Annotated in this window: 17 protein-coding genes; 7 read left to right on the top strand and 10 right to left on the bottom strand. The window is 74.6% G+C overall.

Annotated elements, in window-relative coordinates:
* The first annotated feature begins 215 nt into the window (after positions 1–215).
* Positions 216–2,525, top strand: a complete 2,310-nt coding sequence (locus OO47_RS29210) for a YfhO family protein (RefSeq protein WP_030216017.1) — start codon at positions 216–218, stop codon at positions 2,523–2,525.
* Here OO47_RS29210 and OO47_RS34230 read toward each other — a convergent pair.
* The gene (locus tag OO47_RS34230) at positions 2,485–3,102 is read right to left on the bottom strand and encodes a VanZ family protein (RefSeq protein WP_051716130.1); all 618 of its coding nucleotides are present in this window, start codon (positions 3,100–3,102) and stop codon (positions 2,485–2,487) included. The two genes, OO47_RS29210 and OO47_RS34230, sit on opposite strands and share 41 nt — an antisense overlap.
* A gap of 49 nt (positions 3,103–3,151) precedes the next feature.
* Positions 3,152–3,700, bottom strand: a complete 549-nt coding sequence (locus tag OO47_RS29200; protein WP_051716131.1) for a GNAT family N-acetyltransferase — start codon at positions 3,698–3,700, stop codon at positions 3,152–3,154.
* A 60-nt stretch (positions 3,701–3,760) separates the two neighbouring features.
* On the opposite strand from OO47_RS29200, the gene OO47_RS29195 reads away from it, so the two are divergent.
* Genes OO47_RS29195 through OO47_RS29185 form a run of 3 tightly spaced genes read left to right on the top strand, consistent with a single transcriptional unit; the run spans position 3,761 to position 5,372 of the window.
* Positions 3,761–4,132, top strand: coding sequence for a PadR family transcriptional regulator (locus tag OO47_RS29195; RefSeq protein WP_030216023.1), 372 nt, complete (start codon positions 3,761–3,763; stop codon positions 4,130–4,132).
* Positions 4,129–4,716 (top strand): HAAS signaling domain-containing protein, encoded by a 588-nt coding sequence (locus OO47_RS29190; RefSeq protein WP_051716132.1) that lies wholly within the window; start codon positions 4,129–4,131, stop codon positions 4,714–4,716. Before OO47_RS29195 ends, OO47_RS29190 begins: the two co-directional genes overlap by 4 nt.
* Positions 4,717–4,754: 38 nt before the next feature.
* Positions 4,755–5,372, top strand: coding sequence for a GNAT family N-acetyltransferase (locus tag OO47_RS29185; RefSeq protein WP_030216028.1), 618 nt, complete (start codon positions 4,755–4,757; stop codon positions 5,370–5,372).
* Between the two features lie 71 nt (positions 5,373–5,443).
* On the opposite strand, the gene OO47_RS34225 is transcribed toward OO47_RS29185, so the two are convergent.
* The 3 genes from OO47_RS34225 to OO47_RS29170 form a co-directional block, all read right to left on the bottom strand.
* The gene (locus OO47_RS34225) at positions 5,444–7,177 is read right to left on the bottom strand and encodes an FG-GAP repeat domain-containing protein (RefSeq protein WP_051716133.1); all 1,734 of its coding nucleotides are present in this window, start codon (positions 7,175–7,177) and stop codon (positions 5,444–5,446) included.
* A gap of 95 nt (positions 7,178–7,272) precedes the next feature.
* The gene (locus tag OO47_RS29175; RefSeq protein WP_030216033.1) at positions 7,273–7,890 is read right to left on the bottom strand and encodes a hypothetical protein; all 618 of its coding nucleotides are present in this window, start codon (positions 7,888–7,890) and stop codon (positions 7,273–7,275) included.
* Between the two features lie 72 nt (positions 7,891–7,962).
* Complete coding sequence (locus tag OO47_RS29170; protein WP_030216035.1) at positions 7,963–8,355, bottom strand: hypothetical protein; 393 nt, start codon at positions 8,353–8,355, stop codon at positions 7,963–7,965.
* Between the two features lie 175 nt (positions 8,356–8,530).
* Between OO47_RS29170 and OO47_RS29165 the strand changes: the two genes are divergently transcribed.
* Positions 8,531–9,373, top strand: coding sequence for a helix-turn-helix domain-containing protein (locus OO47_RS29165; RefSeq protein ID WP_030216037.1), 843 nt, complete (start codon positions 8,531–8,533; stop codon positions 9,371–9,373).
* Positions 9,355–9,552, top strand: coding sequence for a DUF397 domain-containing protein (locus tag OO47_RS29160; protein ID WP_030216040.1), 198 nt, complete (start codon positions 9,355–9,357; stop codon positions 9,550–9,552). Before OO47_RS29165 ends, OO47_RS29160 begins: the two co-directional genes overlap by 19 nt.
* Positions 9,553–9,555: 3 nt before the next feature.
* Here OO47_RS29160 and OO47_RS29155 read toward each other — a convergent pair whose 3' ends face one another.
* The 5 genes from OO47_RS29155 to OO47_RS29135 all read right to left on the bottom strand — a co-directional run bounded on the left by OO47_RS29155 (position 9,556) and on the right by OO47_RS29135 (position 15,137).
* The gene (locus OO47_RS29155) at positions 9,556–9,957 is read right to left on the bottom strand and encodes an FKBP-type peptidyl-prolyl cis-trans isomerase (protein WP_033210711.1); all 402 of its coding nucleotides are present in this window, start codon (positions 9,955–9,957) and stop codon (positions 9,556–9,558) included.
* Between the two features lie 95 nt (positions 9,958–10,052).
* Positions 10,053–10,433 (bottom strand): LppU/SCO3897 family protein, encoded by a 381-nt coding sequence (locus OO47_RS29150; protein ID WP_030216577.1) that lies wholly within the window; start codon positions 10,431–10,433, stop codon positions 10,053–10,055.
* A gap of 154 nt (positions 10,434–10,587) precedes the next feature.
* The gene (locus tag OO47_RS29145; protein ID WP_030216615.1) at positions 10,588–12,198 is read right to left on the bottom strand and encodes a serine/threonine-protein kinase; all 1,611 of its coding nucleotides are present in this window, start codon (positions 12,196–12,198) and stop codon (positions 10,588–10,590) included.
* Complete coding sequence (locus OO47_RS29140) at positions 12,195–12,845, bottom strand: hypothetical protein (protein ID WP_030216617.1); 651 nt, start codon at positions 12,843–12,845, stop codon at positions 12,195–12,197. Before OO47_RS29140 ends, OO47_RS29145 begins: the two co-directional genes overlap by 4 nt.
* A 114-nt stretch (positions 12,846–12,959) precedes the next feature.
* Positions 12,960–15,137 (bottom strand): N-6 DNA methylase, encoded by a 2,178-nt coding sequence (locus tag OO47_RS29135; protein ID WP_234323334.1) that lies wholly within the window; start codon positions 15,135–15,137, stop codon positions 12,960–12,962.
* A gap of 189 nt (positions 15,138–15,326) precedes the next feature.
* On the opposite strand from OO47_RS29135, the gene OO47_RS29130 reads away from it, so the two are divergent.
* The gene (locus tag OO47_RS29130) at positions 15,327–16,076 is read left to right on the top strand and encodes a DUF4190 domain-containing protein (RefSeq protein ID WP_030216623.1); all 750 of its coding nucleotides are present in this window, start codon (positions 15,327–15,329) and stop codon (positions 16,074–16,076) included.
* The last annotated feature ends 78 nt before the right edge of the window (positions 16,077–16,154 follow it).

Here is a 16,154-nt window from a genome sequence, read left to right as displayed (position 1 = left end):
GATCGATGGTAGGGAGTCACCGGGGCCGGAGCCACCACTTCGGAGCGACTGTTTCCCCCAACGACTCACCCGTCACCCGGGTGTCGGCCCGCCCCACCCGTTCCCGCCGCCGTCCGGCGCCCGCGGCGGCCGCGGGTGACCTCCGGGCGACCATCGCGTGAACTGCCTTCCCGTCCCGCCGTTTCGCCCGCTTTCGCTGGCATATTCGACCCGTCATGCCGAAGAACAGCCGCGCGTGCCTCCTGGCCGCCCTCCTCTCCGTCGTCGCCGTCTGCGGCGGGGACGCCGTCGCCCGGGTCTTCCCCTTCGGGCCGCGCCACCGGGCCGTGAACGACCTCGCCAACCAGTTCGTGCCGTTCCACGCGCACCTGTGGGACCTGCTGCGGGGGCGGGCGGACGGCGGGCTCCTGTTCGACTGGCGGGCGGGCTGGGGGACGAGCTTCCTGCCCGACTACGGCACCTACCTGTCGAGCCCGTTCGCCCCGCTGGTGGCGCTCTTCCCGCGCGGGGACGTCGAGTACGCGGTGTACGCGGTCACCGTCCTGAAGACGGCGGTCGCGGCGGCCGCGACGACGTTCCTGCTGCGCCGCCTCGGCCCGGGGGCGTGGTGGTGGGCGGCGGTGCTCGGCGCCTCGTACGCGCTGTGCGGCTGGTCGCTCGCGGAGGGCACGTACAACCCGATGTGGCTGGACGGCCTGATCGCCTTCCCGCTGCTCTGCCTGGTGGGCGAGTGGGTGCGGGAGGGGCGCCGGCCGCTGCTCGGCCCGCTGGTGGTGGCGGTCTGCTGGGTCGCGAACTTCTACACGGCGTACATGGCGACCCTGGGCGCCGCCCTGGTCCTCCTGGTCCGTCTGGCGGTGACGGACTCCTTCCGGGTACGGACCCTGGTGCGGGCGGCGGTCACGACGGGCCTCGGGGTGGGCCTCGCGGCCCCCGTGCTCCTCCCCGTCCTCCTCGGCTCCCGGCAGGCCCACCCGGGCCTGGTGCGGGAGTTCGCCCCGGTGACCGGGACGGACTTCCTCGCCCGGCTGCTCCCGGTGACGTACGGCTTCGCGACCCCGGCGGCCTTCGTCTGCACGGCGGTCCCGCTGCTCGCGGGGGCCCTGCTCTTCCGCCGGGACGTGCCGGGCCGGGAGCGGTGGCTGTGGCCGGGGCTGTGCGCGGCGGTGGCGGCGTCGATGCAGTGGGGCCCGACGCATCTGCTCTGGCACGCCTTCGCGACGCCGAACGGCAGCCCGTACCGGCAGACGTTCGTCCTCTCCGGGGTCCTGGTCCTGACGGCGTGGACGACCCTGACCCACGGACGGCCGGACCGCCGGGCGGTGGCCGGCGGCTCGGCGGTCGTCCTGGCCCTGGCCCTCGCGGCGCTGCCGAGCCCGGTCCTCACCCCCTGGGCGCTCCTGCTCGCGGGCGCGGGCCTCGCGGCCGTGGCGGGCGCCCTGCTCCTCCCCCGCCGGGGCCGGTGCGCCGTGCTCGCCGCGCTCCTCGTGACGGGCACGCTGCTCGGCCAGGCGTCGGCGACGACGGCGTACGCGGACCGGGAACGACTCGTACGGCTGGACGACTACCCGCCGTCCGGCCCGGAGCAGGAGCGGCGGGCGGCGGCGCTCGCGGCGGCGGACGGCTGGCCCGCGTACCGCACGGACCCGGGCCTGCCCCGGGTCGCGGGCAACGACCCGCTGCTCCTGGGCGGCCAGGGCGCCGCGTACTACAGCAGCCACACCCCGGCGGTCCTCACCTCCGTCCTGGACGCGCTCGGCGGCGGCTGGACCTCGCGGGGCCGGAACCTGCTCGGCCTCGACAACCCGGTGACGGACGCGCTGTTCGGGGTGGGGGCGCGCTGGCGGGACGGCGGGGTGGTCCGCACGGAGACGTTCCTGCCCCTGGTGACGGTACGGCCGCCGGGCCCGCCCCCGGCCTACGGCCCGTCGCCCTTCCGGAACCAGGAACTCCTGCTCGGCTCCCGGGTGTACGAGGCTCCGCACGCGGGCGCGTGCCGGGTCGGTACGGAGGTCTTCCTCTGGGCCCCGGACGCCACGGGCCCGGCCCGCCTGGGCGACCGCGAGGTCCGGCTCCTGGGCGGGCGGCCGAAGCGGCAGGCGGCGATGGTGTCCCTCGGCCTCCAGCGGACCCCCGGCCTGCGGCCGTCGCTCCCGGGCCCCGGCGAGCTGGGCTGCCTGGACCACGGGCGCCTGCGCGCGGCGGTCGCGGCCCTGCGCGCCCGCGCGGCGACCTCGGTGGAGGTCACCCCGTCCGGGATGCGGGCCGTCCTCCCGCCGGGCGGCGGCACGGCGGTCGTGGCGGCCCCGCGCATAGCGGGCTGGCGCTGCGAGAACGCCGAACCGGCCGCGTACGGCGGCCTCCTGGCGCTCCCCCTCGGCCCCGACCGCACGGAACTCTCCTGCTCCTTCCGGCCGCCGGGGCTGCGGGCGGGCCTGGCGGCGGGGGCGGTGGCGGTGCTGGTCCTGCTGTCCCGCGCCGGGCTCAGGACCTTCCGCCGGCGCGGGACGGCCTCGGCAGGGTGAGCCGCCGCGCCCGCGTCCTCCTGGTCCTGCGCCGGACCAGGAAGGCGCCCAGGGCGGCGCCCGCGGTGTTGAGGAGGACGTCGTCGACGGACGAGACGCGGCCCAGGGAGAGCGCGTACTGCGCCACCTCGACGACGAGGGAGAACGCCGCGCCGGCCAGGGCGGTCTTGAGCACGTGCCGACGGCCCGACCACAGGAACGCGGCGGTCGCGCCGAAGGGGACGAGCAGGAGGGCGTTGCCGACGAGGTTGACGGCCCGCACGTCCGAGAGGTCCACGTCGGCGTGGGCGGACGCGTCCAGGATCTCCCGGAACGGGACGGCCGAGATCCTGCTCTCCGTCCCGTATCCGTGCGAGAGCGTGACGAGCAGGAACGGGACGAGGGCGAGCAGCGCCGCGGCGCCGAAGACGGCTCTTCCGCCCGCCGCCCCCGGCCCCGTACCGGTTCCGGCGAACGGCGCGCGCCACACCGAGTCCCGTGCCTCCCTCGCCTCCCGCGTCTCCTTGCGCGCCTGGCGGACGCCGATCACGGCGGCGCACGCCGTCGCGCAGACGGAGAGGAGGACTCCTCCTTGCATGGCCAACACGACCCTCCCGGACGATCTCCGTCGCCGGGTACCCGGTCGTTCAGACTCCAAGCCCGTACGGGAGCGCGTCCGGCGAGGCCACCCGCAGCTCCCAGCGCACCTCGCCGTCCTCCGTGCGGTCGGTGGGCGCGAGGCCGGCCGCGCGGGCGACGGCGGCGGAGGCCTCGTGGTCGGGGTGGACGTGGGCGACGACGGTCCGTACGCCCCGGGACGCGAGCAGGGCGACCAGGCCCCCGGCCGCTTCGCGCGCGATGCCCCGGCCCTGCCAGGCCGTGCCGACGACCCACGCGACCTCGGCGGTCCGGCCGCCGTCGGTGACGGTCGCCTGGACGGTGCCGGTGAGCCGCTCCTCGGCACGGAGCCGTACCACCCAGTTGTGCCAGGCCACGGACGGGTCCGGCGATCCGGCGGCCAACCGTTCGTACCGCGCCCGCAGTTCGGACGGGGACAGCGGGGCGCCCCCGATGAAGGCGTGCAGGGCGGGGTCGGCCAGGACCTCCGCCATCTCCCCGGCGTGCGCGACGGCGAGGGGGACGAGGTCGAGGCGTCCGGTCCGTACGGTGCCGGGCACGGCGGTCTGTTCGGTCACCGGGGGATCGTCGCACGCGGTCCGTTGATCGACGCCCCCTCCGGAGGTATCTTGCATAACATGGTTCCTGGCGAAGCAAGATCGGAGGCGGCCGGCAGGGTCGCCGCACAGCTGCGCAAGGGCGTCCTGGAGTACTGCGTCCTGGCGCTCCTCCGGGGCGGCCCCCGCTACGGCGTCGAGATCCTCGACGAGCTGGCCGCCGTCAGCGTCATGACCACCAGCCAGGGCACGATCTACCCCCTGCTGTCCCGGCTCCGCCGTGACGGTCTCGTCGACACCGAGCTGCGCGAGTCGGCCTCCGGGCCCGCCCGCCGCTACTACACGCTCACCGCGTCCGGCCGGGCCGCGCTCGCCGAGTTCACCGAGGACTGGCCGCGCTTCCGCGACGGCGTCGACCACTTCCTGACCGCGTCCCCCGGAGGTTCCGCATGACCCGCACCGCACACCCCCTCGTGACCGACTACCTGGCCGCGGTCGGGCGGGAGGCGTCCTCCCTGCCGGCCGAGCGCCGCGAGGAACTCCTCGCGGACCTGCGCGAACACCTCGACGTCGCCGTGGGCGAGGAGCGGGACCCGGAGACCGTCCGCGCCGCCCTCGACCGCCTCGGCAGCCCCGCCGCGATCGTCGCCGCCGCCCGCGCGGAGGAGCCGGAGACGGCCGGGGCGCCCACCGGGCAGCGCCCCGAGGGCGTGTCGAAGGGCCGTACGACCCACACGGCCGTCCTGCTCGGCGTCAGCGGGCTCGCCGTGCTCCTCGGCTCCTACGTCGGCCTGATCGTCCTGATCGCGGGCCTGGTCCTGCTGTGGACGTCCGACGCCTGGGAGCGGGGCACCAAGGTCCTCGCGACCGCCCTCGTGGTGCTCGCCCCCCTCGCGCTCCCCCTGAGCGGCCTCCTCGGCGCGGCGGGCCGCATCGGACCGGCGGAACTGCTCGTCCTCCTCGTGACGGCGGTCGCCCTCCCGGTCGTGGCCGCGGTCCGTCTGATCCGCGCCGCCCGCCGGACCGCCCGCGCCTGAGGCACCCCGCGACGGACGAAGATCAACACGGGTGCAGAATGACCCGTATGCCCATGACGAACGCACCGAAGACGGCCCGGATCGACGACGCCCCGGCGGTCGGCCGCACGCTGGCCTCCGCCTTCGGCGACGACCCGATGATGCGCTGGTTCTTCCCCGACGACGCCACCCGCGAGGCGGGCCTCGGCCGGTACTTCACCACCCTGTTCACCCGGCAGTACGGCCTCCACGGCGTGTGCGAGCGCACCGACGCGGCGGCGGCCTTCTGGGTGTCACCCGAGGGCGCGGACAAGGCCGTCCCGGACGCGGACACGATCCGGGAGCTCCAGGAGATCCTGGGCGACCGGGCCGGGGCCTTCCGTGACGCCGTCACGGCCGCCGCCGAGCACGGCCCGACCGAGCCCCACTGGTACCTCGCCGTCATAGGCGCCGACCCCGCCGCCCGGGGGCGGGGCCACGGCTCCGCCCTCCTCCGCTCGGGCCTCGCCAAGGCCGACGCGGCGGGCCTGCCGGTCCACCTGGAGTCCTCCAAGCCGGACAACCTGCCGGTGTACGAGCACTTCGGCTTCGTCGTGCGCGACGAGTTCAGCCTGCCGGGCGGCGGCCCGGTCCTGTGGGCGATGCGCCGCGAACCGCGGGCCCCGAAGAGCGCCTGAGCCCGCGCGGCACCCGCGCCTTCGTGCCGGCCGCACGGTCCGGCACGAAGGCGCCCGCCTCGAGAACACGCTCAGAAGAGCAGGTTGTAGGTGTTCCATCCCCCGCCGACACGGGTGCGGGTGGCGAAGGGAACGGCGGCGGCGCCCGTGCCCTTGTACAGCCACAGGACCCCCGCCCTGTCGCGGGCGACGGCGTCCGCGCGTCCGTCGTCGGTGAGGTCTCCGGCCACGACGAGCTGGTCGTAGGCCTGCCAGCCTCCGCCCACGCGCACGCGGGTGGCGTAGGGCGCGGCGGCCTTGCCGGTCCCCTTGTACAGCCACAGGATTCCGGCCTTGTCGCGGGCCAGCAGGTCCGCCCGTCCGTCGCCGCTCAGGTCCGCGCCGCCTGCCAGCCGGTCGTAGGCCTGCCAGCCGCCGCCCACGCGCACGCGTGCCTTGAAGCGGTTGCCGTCGGCGAGCCTGCCGGTGCCCCCGTAGAACCACAGGCCGCCGGACCCGTCGCGGGCCACCAGGTCCACGAACCCGTCGCCGTCGAGGTCCCCCGCACCGGCGAGCCGGTCGTAGGCGTTCCAGCCGGGGCCGACGCGGACGCGGGTCGCGTACGGCGTGTCGTGGACGAACTGGCGGTCGTAGTACCAGAGGGTTCCGGACGCGTCGCGGGCGACGAGGTCGCCCGTTCCCCGGGTGACGGCCGACGGCCTGACGGCGCTGCGGTAGTGGAGGGGCTGCCGGAGGGGCGAGAGGGAGGTGAGCGTCTTGTACGTCTGCCAGCCGGGGCCCACCTCGTAGCGTTCGTCGAACGGCCGAGCGGCGTCACCGGTGCCGGACTGCGTCCAGAGCCTGCCGGCGGTGTCGCGGCCCAGCAGGCTGTGGCCGGGCCTGACCGTACGTCCCTGGACGGCGAACGGCGCGCTGGTGTGCTTGACGTCGGACTCGTCCCAGACGCCCTGGTCGTAGATGTCGTAACGGGTGAAGGCCTGGAGCTTCTGCGCGTACTGGCCCTTCTCGGCGGTGAGTTCGTAGTCGATGACGTGATCCCCGGCTTCGAGGGAGCAGACGAGGTGGTTGACGGCGGTGTCCGGCACCGTCGTCCGGCCGATCTCGCAGCCGGCGCCCGGCCCGGTGGCGACCTTGTCGACGCGGATGGGCGGCGCGGAGGCGATGAACTGCCCTTCGGCACGGTCGATGCGGAACAACAGCCTCCCGGCGTCGTTGGCGTGGACGCGGAGCCGCTGGCGGACCGTGCCGCCGTCCGGGACGGCCGGGAGGTCGAAGGCCACCGTGTTCAACAGCGCGTGGGCACGGGACTTGACGGTGACCTTGCCGGTGCCGTGCCGCCCGTCGGCCGGGCGGGAGCCCGCGCTGCGGGCCGCCTTCACCGCCGCGTCGAGGTCACCGGCGGCCGGTATGTAGGCGAAGCCCCAGTAGAGGGTGGCGTCCGTGGCGGTGGCAGGCACGAGGACGTTGGGCGCTTGGTACGGAGCCCCCTCACAGACGAAGACACCGGTGTAGCCGGCGGGCTGCGTGCACTGACCGAGGCCGGGACGGTACCCCGCCGGGAAGCCCGCGCCCGCGCCCTCCGGATCGGTCATCGGCTGCGTGCCGACGGCGACGACGACCTTGCCCGAGATGGTCGTGCCGGACTCGACGATCGGATAGAACCGCGGCATCGCCCCGGGCGCCACCACCGCGTCATACCCCGACAGCCGCAGCTCGCCGGTGGCGGTCGCGGAGTGCGGGGCGAGGAGGGTCGCCCCGGTGAGCAGGCCGGTGGCCGCGCCGAGCACGGCCGCACGGCGGATCATGTGTCTCATACGTCCTTCACAGAAGTGTGTGCTGGTACCGGCGCGCCGGACTGTTCCGGGCGGCCGGACGGCGGATGGGGCGGGAGAGGGGCGCGTCAGCCCCTCTCCACCGTGCGCGACGGGCGGCCCGTCCCGGGGTCGAGGTCGATGAGGTGGACCCGTTCGGTGCCGTCCTCGGCGTACCCCGTGACCAGACGGACGCGGTCGGGGCCCTCCCAGGAGGCCTCGGCGAGGGCGTTCTCGGCGGCGTCGCCGTTGAAGTGGCCCACCTGCCAGCGGCGCGTCAACGGCCCCCGTCCCTCGTCCACGTAGACCCACCACAGCGGGTCGATCATGGCGGATCCCTCCACGATCACGAGGCTGCGGTCGTCGCGGCCGGGGGCCGCCGTGTCCGACGCCTCCCGGGGGAGTTCGAAGAGCGCGAAGAAAAAGAAGGGGAAGGCCATGAGGAGGACGAGCCCGAAGGCCACCCCCGCCAGGACGCGGACGGCCAGGTTGCGCACCGCGCCGATCAGCGCCGCCGTCAGCAGTCCCGCCGCCAGCACGCCGAAGAGCAGCGGGTGGTGGAACAGCCGGGCCACCCAGAGCAGTCCGCCGTCCCGATCGGCCCACCAGCCCACCGCTCCGGCCGGGACGAGGCACCCGGCCGCCAGTGCCCTCGCACGCGGGGACGACCAGGCCTTCCGGCCCCGGACTGCGGTTTCCTCGGTCATGCGGCGGTCGCTCCCTGACGGTCCTCGTGACGCTTCCCACCCATGACCCCCGGGGCGCGCGAAAGGTTGCGGTCAGGGATGGTCCCGGCTCAGGTGCCGGCGCATCAGGACGTTCGCGTCCGTCTCCGCGCTGCGGTCGAACCGCTCCCGCGCCTCCCGCCGTTCCCGTACGAGCAGCGCACACGCCACGCAGTGCGGTACGGGACGGGGCGGCCGGCTCAGGTCCGGTACCGGGCCCGTCGCCTCCGCGCCCGCGCGGGTCCGGTCGTTGGCCGCCCGCACGCCCGCGCTCAGCCGCTCGGCGGGAGTGGCCGGGCGCAGGTCGGCGGGGTCCGCCTGCCACTCCCGGCCACCGCCCACGGGCCGCAGCATCGCGTACGGCCCGGCCCTCCCCCGGAACTCCCCCACCACACAGGCCACCTGGTCGTACACGAGCGCCCCGCGCTCCGGTCCGTGCGACTCCATGCGCCCTCTCCTCTTCCCTTCCACCACCTGCGCGGAGCGCCACGGGTGGACTACGGTGCGTGTTCCGGGTACGAGAAGAGGATGTCCCGGTCCGAGGGAACGAAGAGCGCGGTCGGGCGGTACTTCTGCAGGTGGCGCGGGTAGTTCCACATCTTCCACAAGGGGAGGGCGCGCCATGCCGGCGAGACGGGCGGTCACGGGCCGGAGCCAGGAGCCGAGGAAGCGGTTCGCGGAGGAACTGCGGTCACTGCGGGCCGAACGGGGCCTGACCCTGCGGAAACTGGGCGATGTCGTGGGCTGGGACTGGTCCCTGTTCTCGAAGATGGAGAACGGGGAGACGCTGGGCGGCCCGGAGGTCGTCAAGGCGTTGGACCAGTACTACGGGACGCCGGGGTTGCTGCTGACGCTGTGGGAACTGGCGCTGGCGGACCCGACCCAGTTCAAGGAGCAGTACCGCCGGTACATGACGCTTGAGTCGGAGGCGATCAGCCTGTGGCACTACGCGCCCTATCTGCTGCCCGGCCTGCTCCAGACGAAGGCGTACGCGCACACCGTGCTGGGGTGGGGCAGCTTCGAAGGTGAAGAACTGACCCGGCAGGTCGAGGCCCGATGGGGGCGGCACGCCCTGCTGGAGGGCGAGGACGCTCCTTCGTTCCGCGCGATCATCTCGGAGACGGTGCTCCGCACACGGCTACCGGTCCGGGCCGAATGGCAGGAGCAGTTGGAGCACCTCATCACAATCGGTGAACGCCGGAACGTGACCATTCAAGTGGTGCTCCACTCCGCCGGGTTGTACGCCCTCGGGAACACTCACGTGATGTTCCTGAAGCCCACGGACGGCCGGACGGTGGCCTGGTTGGAGACCTCCCACTCCGGTCAGGTCGTTGAAGAAACAGCCGCCGTCAACCGGCTCCAGCTTCGATACGATTTCGTCCGCGACTTGGCCCTCTCCCCGGCCGATTCGAGAAAGTTCATCATGCGGACGTTGGAGGAAGCATCGTGCGAGCCGTCGACCTGAGCACCGTCACGTGGCGCAAGAGCTCCTACAGCAACGAGGACGGCGGCGAGTGCCTGGAGGTCGCCGACAACCTCCCCCTCGTCCCCGTCCGCGACAGCAAGGTCCCGGACGGGCCCGTTCTCGTCTTCGGGGTCGGCGCCTGGGCGTCCTTCGTGGACGGGGTGAAGCCCGGGGGCTGAGGCTCAGGTCGTGGCGGAGAGCAGGTCCACCACGAAGACGAGGGTCGAGTGGGCCGGGATCAGCGGTGAGGGCGACTGCTTGCCGTAGCCGAGGCGCGGGGGGACGACGATCTCGCGCCGGCCGCCGACCCTCATCCCCCTGATCCCCCGGTCCAGGCCCTTGACGGCCCGGCCGCCGCCCACGGCGAACTTGAAGGGCTCGTCGCGCTCCCAGGAGGAGTCGAACTCCTTCCCGGTGGCGAAGGTGACGCCGACGTAATGGATGCGTACGACCCCGCCCGGCTTCGCCTCGGCCCCGTCCCCGACGACGAGGTCCCGGGTCGTCAGCTCGGCGGGGGCGTCGCCCTCCGGAAGGACGACCTCGGGCTTCGTCGGTCCGCTCGTCGCGGTCTCTTCGTTCTCCACCGGGTCCACGCTACCCGCGCGTTCGCACGAGGGCGGAACGCGAGAAGGGCCGGAACCCGTCACGGGTTCCGGCCCTTTTCGAGGAGTACGCGCGCCTACTTCGCGGCGACCTCTTCCATGCAGAGGACGAACTTGTCCGAGTCGAGCTGCTGCGCGAGCGCCGACAGCTCCTCGCCGCACTTGTTCACGTCGAAGGTGTCGTCGATGACCTTGACGACCTTGAAGAGGTCGGCCTTGCCGGAGGAGCAGTCGACGGTGTCGACCTTCGGGTCGTTGTCCGGACCGGTGACCGTGACGCACTCGCCGGCCTTGGCGTGCACCGGGGCGTCGCCGGTGAGGTGCGGGAGGCCCAGCTTCACGGCTATCGCGACGGCGATCGCGACGACGACACCGCCGATCTTCTTGAGGATCCCGGAACCCTTCTTCGCGGGGGCGGGCTGCTGCTCGGAAGGGAAGGGCGCGGGCGGCGTCGTCATGAAGGATTCCTTGCGGGTATGGACATGATCAGACGCGAACGTTACATGTATCAAAAACGGCAAAAAGGATCACGAAGATCCACTTGCCGATCATTTGCCGAGTCGTGATCCTGTCGTCCCGTCAGGGACGCCGTTCCGTTGCCGGAGGCCCCCGTCAGGGGCGCGGGCCCATCATCCGCTGGTGGTCCAGCGCCCTGCGCAGCTCCGCCGGGAGCGGGTGGTACGGGCCGTACGTGCGCTCCGCGTCGAACAGCAGCCGCTGGAGCTGGTCCCGGCCGGCCGTGTGCTCGCCCGCCGCCAGGAGCAGCAGTCCGATCCGCTGCCGGATGTCGAAGGCCCGGGCGGGCTCCCGCTCGTAGTACGGCAGGACCGACCGGAACTCCGCGAGCGCGGCCGCCGTCTCCCCCAGCTGCTCCAGGCACAGCGCCGCGTCGTAGCGGAACTGGAGGGTCTGGGGGTCCGCCGGGCCCGCCTCCGCCTGGCGGTCCGCCGCGAGGCGGCGCAGCTCCGGCAGGGCGCGCCGGTACTGGCCGTCGTCCATCAGCGTCGACGCGTACTGCTTGCGCAGGATGCGGACGACGGGCGACCGCTCCCCGTGCTCGGCCTCGGCCGCGGGCAGGATTCCGCCGAGGACGTCCACGGCCTGGGTCAGCGAGCCCTCCGCGAGCAGCCGCTTGACCTCGTCCACGGCGGCGGCGACGTCCGGGCGCGCGAACGGCCCCGGCTGCGCGTACACCCGGGGGTCGGCCTGCGGGACCGGGGTCGGGGCGTGCGCGGGTACGGGCGGGACCGGGACGGGCGGCGTGGGCACGGGAGGGACCGGGACCGGGCGCACCGGGCCCGCCGGGGCCTGCGCGCGGTCCGGCCAGGGCGCGTGCGGGCGCAGGAACGGCCGGGTCGGGTCCATCGGGCCCGCCGGGGCGCCGCGCGCGGGCAGCAGCGGCAGCAGGTGCTCGTACACCTCGTGCGCGCCGTCCGGCCGGTCCCGGGGGTCCTTGGCGAGGAGCCGGAGGACCAGCGCCTCCAGCGGCTCGGGGACCTCGGGGCGCAGCTGCCGGAGCGGGGTGGGCGGGTCGTACAGGTGCCGGTGCAGCACGCCGAGCGCGGTCGAGCCGGAGAACGGCACGTTCCCGCTGAGGAGTTCGTGGAGCAGGACGCCGAGCGCGTACAGGTCGGTGGCCGGGCCGACGGCGCCGCCCATGGCCTGCTCCGGCGCCATGTACGCCGGGCTGCCGATGGGCGAGCCGGTGTGCGTGAGCCGGGTGGTGTCGGTGTCCAGGACGGAGGCCACGCCGAGGTCGAGGACGGTCAGCGTCCCGTCCGGGCGGATCATCACGTTCCGCGGCTTGAGGTCGCGGTGCACGATCGGCACCGCGTGCACGGCGGCGAGCACCGCGCAGAGCTGCGCGGCCACGGAGACCGCCCACTCCCACGGGTACGGGTCGTGCTCGGCGAGGTGGTCGGCGAGGTCCGCGCCCTCCACGTACTGCATGACGAGATACAGGTCCTCGCCCTCGCTGCCCGCGTCGTGCACGGTCACCAGGCCGGGGTGGGTCACGCGCGCGGTGACCCGGCACTCGCGCACGAAGCGGCGGCGCAGCTCGTCGGCGGAGGAGGCCTGTCCGTTCATGCCGGCCGGCCGCAGCAGCTTCACCGCGACCCGGCGGTCGAGGCGTCCGTCGTACGCCGTCCAGACCTGGCCCATGCCGCCCTGGCCGACGACGGTGGCGAGCTCGTAACGCCCGCCGACGACCCGTCCGTTCACCGGGCGCCGCCGCCGTCCCGGGACTCGCCCGCGTCCCTGTTGCGCAGCAGGTCGCTCAGCTCGTCCAGCTCGGCGCGGACCTGGTCGATGCGGGGGCCGGGCGGCTGGGGCACGGGGGTGGCGGGGCCGGGCACGACCGGCACGGCGGGCGCCGGGCCGACGGGCGTGTGCGGGGCGGGCGTGTGCGCGGCGGGGCCGATGTACGGGTTCGGGCGCACGTCCGCGCCCGGGACGGTCGCGGCACCGCCGCTGCTCCCGTACGTGTACCCGACCGGGCCGTACGCGCGCGCGGTGCGCTGCCGCTCCGCGTGGCGGATCTCTCCGAACAGGTAGTACGCGATCGAGCCCGCCACCAGGGACACCATCACGCCGACCGCGATGAAGGACTCGGCGGTGCCGGTCTCCTTGTCGCCGGTGGCCGCCGCGTACGAGAACAGTCCGGCCGACACCGCGAACAGCACGCCGCACACCACCCAGTCGCGCGCCCTGCGGGTGACGCACGCGAGCCGGATCAGCGGGGCCCAGGACAGGAAGCCGCAGCTGAGCAGTGCGAGGAGACAGAAGAGGACGAGCAGCGCGATCCGGCCACCGGAGAGGGAACTCCCGGGCGGCCGCGGAACCTGCGGGACCTGCGTGGGGCCGTACATCCTGCTGCTCCTGCTCGGACGGATGGGGTGCGAGGACGAGCGTATACACCCATACGGACAACGGTTCCGGGATACCCGGAACCGTTGTCGAAGAGATGAGGAGCGGAGGCGCCGTCAGGGGGCCACGGAGCCGTCCGCCAGGCCGTCGTACAGGCCCTGGACCAGCTGGTCCCCGAGGCGGGAGGCCTGCCGCAGGGACTCCTCGAAGGCGGCGAGGGCGCGGAACCGCTCGCCGAAGCGGCGCTGTTCGGCCAGGGGCAGGCGCGGCAGCTGGAGGCGGCGGACGTCGAGGCGGGTCGCGGTGGAGGCGTAGCTGCTGGCCTGCCGGGTGTTGGCGGTGGCCCGCAGGAAACCGGCCAGGAACCAGGGGTCGAGGGCCGCCGGGTCGGGGCGCAGGAGCTGGAGGTTGCGGCCGAGGGCGGCGCCCTCGGCGGTGGCGTCCACGACCCGGACGGCCGCCCCGCCGCCGAGGACCGGGACGACGACGTCCCCGGCGGCCAGCAGGACCGGGTCCTCGGGCGGGCCGTCGGGCAGCGTGCCGGAGGGCGGCTGGGCGGCGAACACGTCGTGGTCGGTGAGGACGGCGACGGGGGCGGCGGCGGGGGCGGTGCCCGCGCCGCCCGCGCGCAGCACCAGGGCCCCGGCGCGGGCCAGTTCGCCGACGGTGGTGGTGGGCCGGCCGGCCCCGGCGGCGGGCGGGTCGGTGACCGGGGGCGGGGTCAGCTCGCGGGTGCGGCGCAGGGTCTCCGTCAGGCGCTCGCGCACCCCGGCGAGCTGGGCCGCGCCTCCGGCGGCGGCCGGGGGCGGCAGGTGGCGGGCGGGGGCGAGGTCGACGTCGTCGTCGAGGAGTTCGATGACGGGGACGGAACGGCTCGCGCCCGGCGTCCCGGCGAGGGTCCCGTCCCGGTCGAAGGGCGCCCAGGCGTCCAGTACGGCGGTGTGGACGGCCGGCCAGTCGAGCCGGTCGCGGCCCTCCCGGCCCGGGCCCGCGTGCTCGGACGCGGTGTCCACGAGGAGGAGTTCGGCGGGGGGCCGGCCGCCCGGGACGGGCTTGCGCAGCACCCAGAGGTGGAGCGGGATGCCGTACGGGGGCGCGGCGCCGGCCGGGAGGGCGACGACCGCGCGCAGGGCGCCCCGGCGGAGCAGGTCGGCGCGGATGCGGCGGCCGGAGCGGCGGGAGGCGGCGGCGGGCGGCATGAGGAGGACGGCGGTGCCGCCGGGGCGGAGGCGGGCCAGGGCGTGCTGCACCCAGGCCAGTTCGGACTCCGTGCGGGCCGGGAAGCCGTACTCCCAGCGCGGGTCGTAGGCCAGTTCCTCGTGGCCCCAGTTGCGCTCGTTGAACGGCGGGTGGCACAGGACGGCGTCGGCCGCGAGCGCCGGGAAGGCGTCGGCGCGCAGGCTGTCCCCGGACCTGACCCGGATGTCGGCGTCGGCCGCGAGGGCCAGGCGCAGGGCGGTGAGGGCGGCGAGGTCGGGGTCGGCGTCCTGGCCGCAGACGGCGCCGGGGCGCTCGACCGCGCCGAGCAGCCCGCCGGTGCCGCAGGCCGGGTCGAGGACGGTGAGCGGGGCGGCGCCCTCGCCGGCGGGCGCGGGGGCCGCGAGCGCCGCCATGAGGGCGGCGGGCCCGGGCGGGGTGAGCGTGTACTGGCGCGGGTTGGCGTCGAGGTGGCGGCCGAGCAGGAACTCGAAGGCCTGGCGCGCGCCGGTGTCGGCCGCGAGCTCGGCGGCCCCGCGCAGGAGCGGCAGGGAGACGGCGAGCGCGCCCGAGGTGGGGGTGAGGACGGCCCGCCCGGGGCCGAGGCGCTCGGTCAGCGTCTCCTCCAGGGCGACCGGCAGCACCTCCGTCAGCCGCTCGTCGGGGAGGGCGGCGAGCGAGGGCCAGGCCGCCGACCGGTCCCGTACGAGGAGGAGGGCGCAGCCGGCGTGGACGAGGGCGGTGACGGCGCCGGCCGGGTGACCCGCGACCTGCTGCCAGACGCGCTCCCTGAGCGGGACCTCGGCCAGTTTGCCCTGGGCGCGGAGCCATTCCTCGACCTCGGCGAGGGCGAAGGAGGGGCTGCTCTCCGTGCCGCCGACGGGTTTGGGGAAGTCGGCGTGACGGCGGCGCCAGTTGCTGACGGCGGCCCGGCCGACCCCGGCGAGCCGGGCGATCCCGGCGGCGGTGACCTCGGCGGGGGCGGCCTCGGCGGGGGCGGCCTCGGCGGCGGTGGTCTCCGTGGCGGGGGCGGTCTCCGTGGCGGGGGTGTCCGCGTTCTTCTCCGCCGCACCGGCGTCCGCTGCGTTCTCCGGCATCTGACCCGTCTCCCCTGGCTGGCCCGCTGGCGACTCTCGTGTGTCACCCATCCTACCGACGGGACTGCGCGACACCACTTCACAGCGTGACCCGATCTCTTTTTTGTGAACCGTGTTGACTCGGTTCACAAGCTCTGTTGTGATTGATCCATCGCACCAGACATCTTCAATGTCCGGGAGGACACACCCATGTCATACGGCACCCAGGTCCCGCCTGCCGCCCCGCACCGGGCCATGCGCAACGGTCTCGGCACCGCGGCCCTGATCCTCGGCATCATCGGCACGCTCTCCGGCATCGTGCCGCTCCTCTTCTGGCTGGCGGGCATCCTGGGCCTGATCGCCCTGGTCCTCGGGCTCGTCGGCAAGGGGCGCGTGAAGCGCGGCGAGGCGGACAACAAGGGAATGGCGCTCACCGGCGCGCTCCTCGGCCTCGCGGCCCTGGTCCTCTCGGTCGTCGGCGCGGTCATCACGTTCACGGCCGTCAGCGACGCGGTCGACGAGATCGACAAGGCCATCAAGGAGACCGCGCCCAAGGACCCGGCGGCCAAGAACCTGGCGGACGGCGACACCTCGGTCTACGACGACGACCTCAAGGTCACGGTCTCGGACCCGAAGGCGTACAAGCCCAGCGAGTTCGCGGCCGGACACACCGAGGGCAACAAGGCGTACCAGGTCACCGTCGTCGTCGAGAACGGCGGCAAGAAGAAGTTCGACGCCACCCTCGTCACGCTGACCGGGCGCGCCGGGACGAACGGCGTCGCGGCCGAGCAGATCTTCGACGAGAAGGTCGGCGCGGGCTTCCAGGGCACCGTCCTGCCCGGCAAGAAGGCCACCCTCACCGTCGCCTTCGACGTCCCCAAGGACGCCAAGAACCTGACGGTCGAGGTGAACCCCGGCTTCGACTACAACGCCTCGCAGTGGGAGCTGAAGCTCGGCTGACCCGGCCGGTCCCCGCGGGGACCGGGCCCCTCGGGGCCCCGCCGTCCCCGCGCCCACCCCTCCCCCGTACGCTCGCCC

This window comes from Streptomyces bikiniensis (assembly GCF_000716625.1).
Classification (GTDB): domain Bacteria; phylum Actinomycetota; class Actinomycetes; order Streptomycetales; family Streptomycetaceae; genus Streptomyces; species Streptomyces bikiniensis.
Note: the sequence above shows the minus strand (reverse complement) of the source record. Positions and strands in the feature narration are given on the sequence as shown.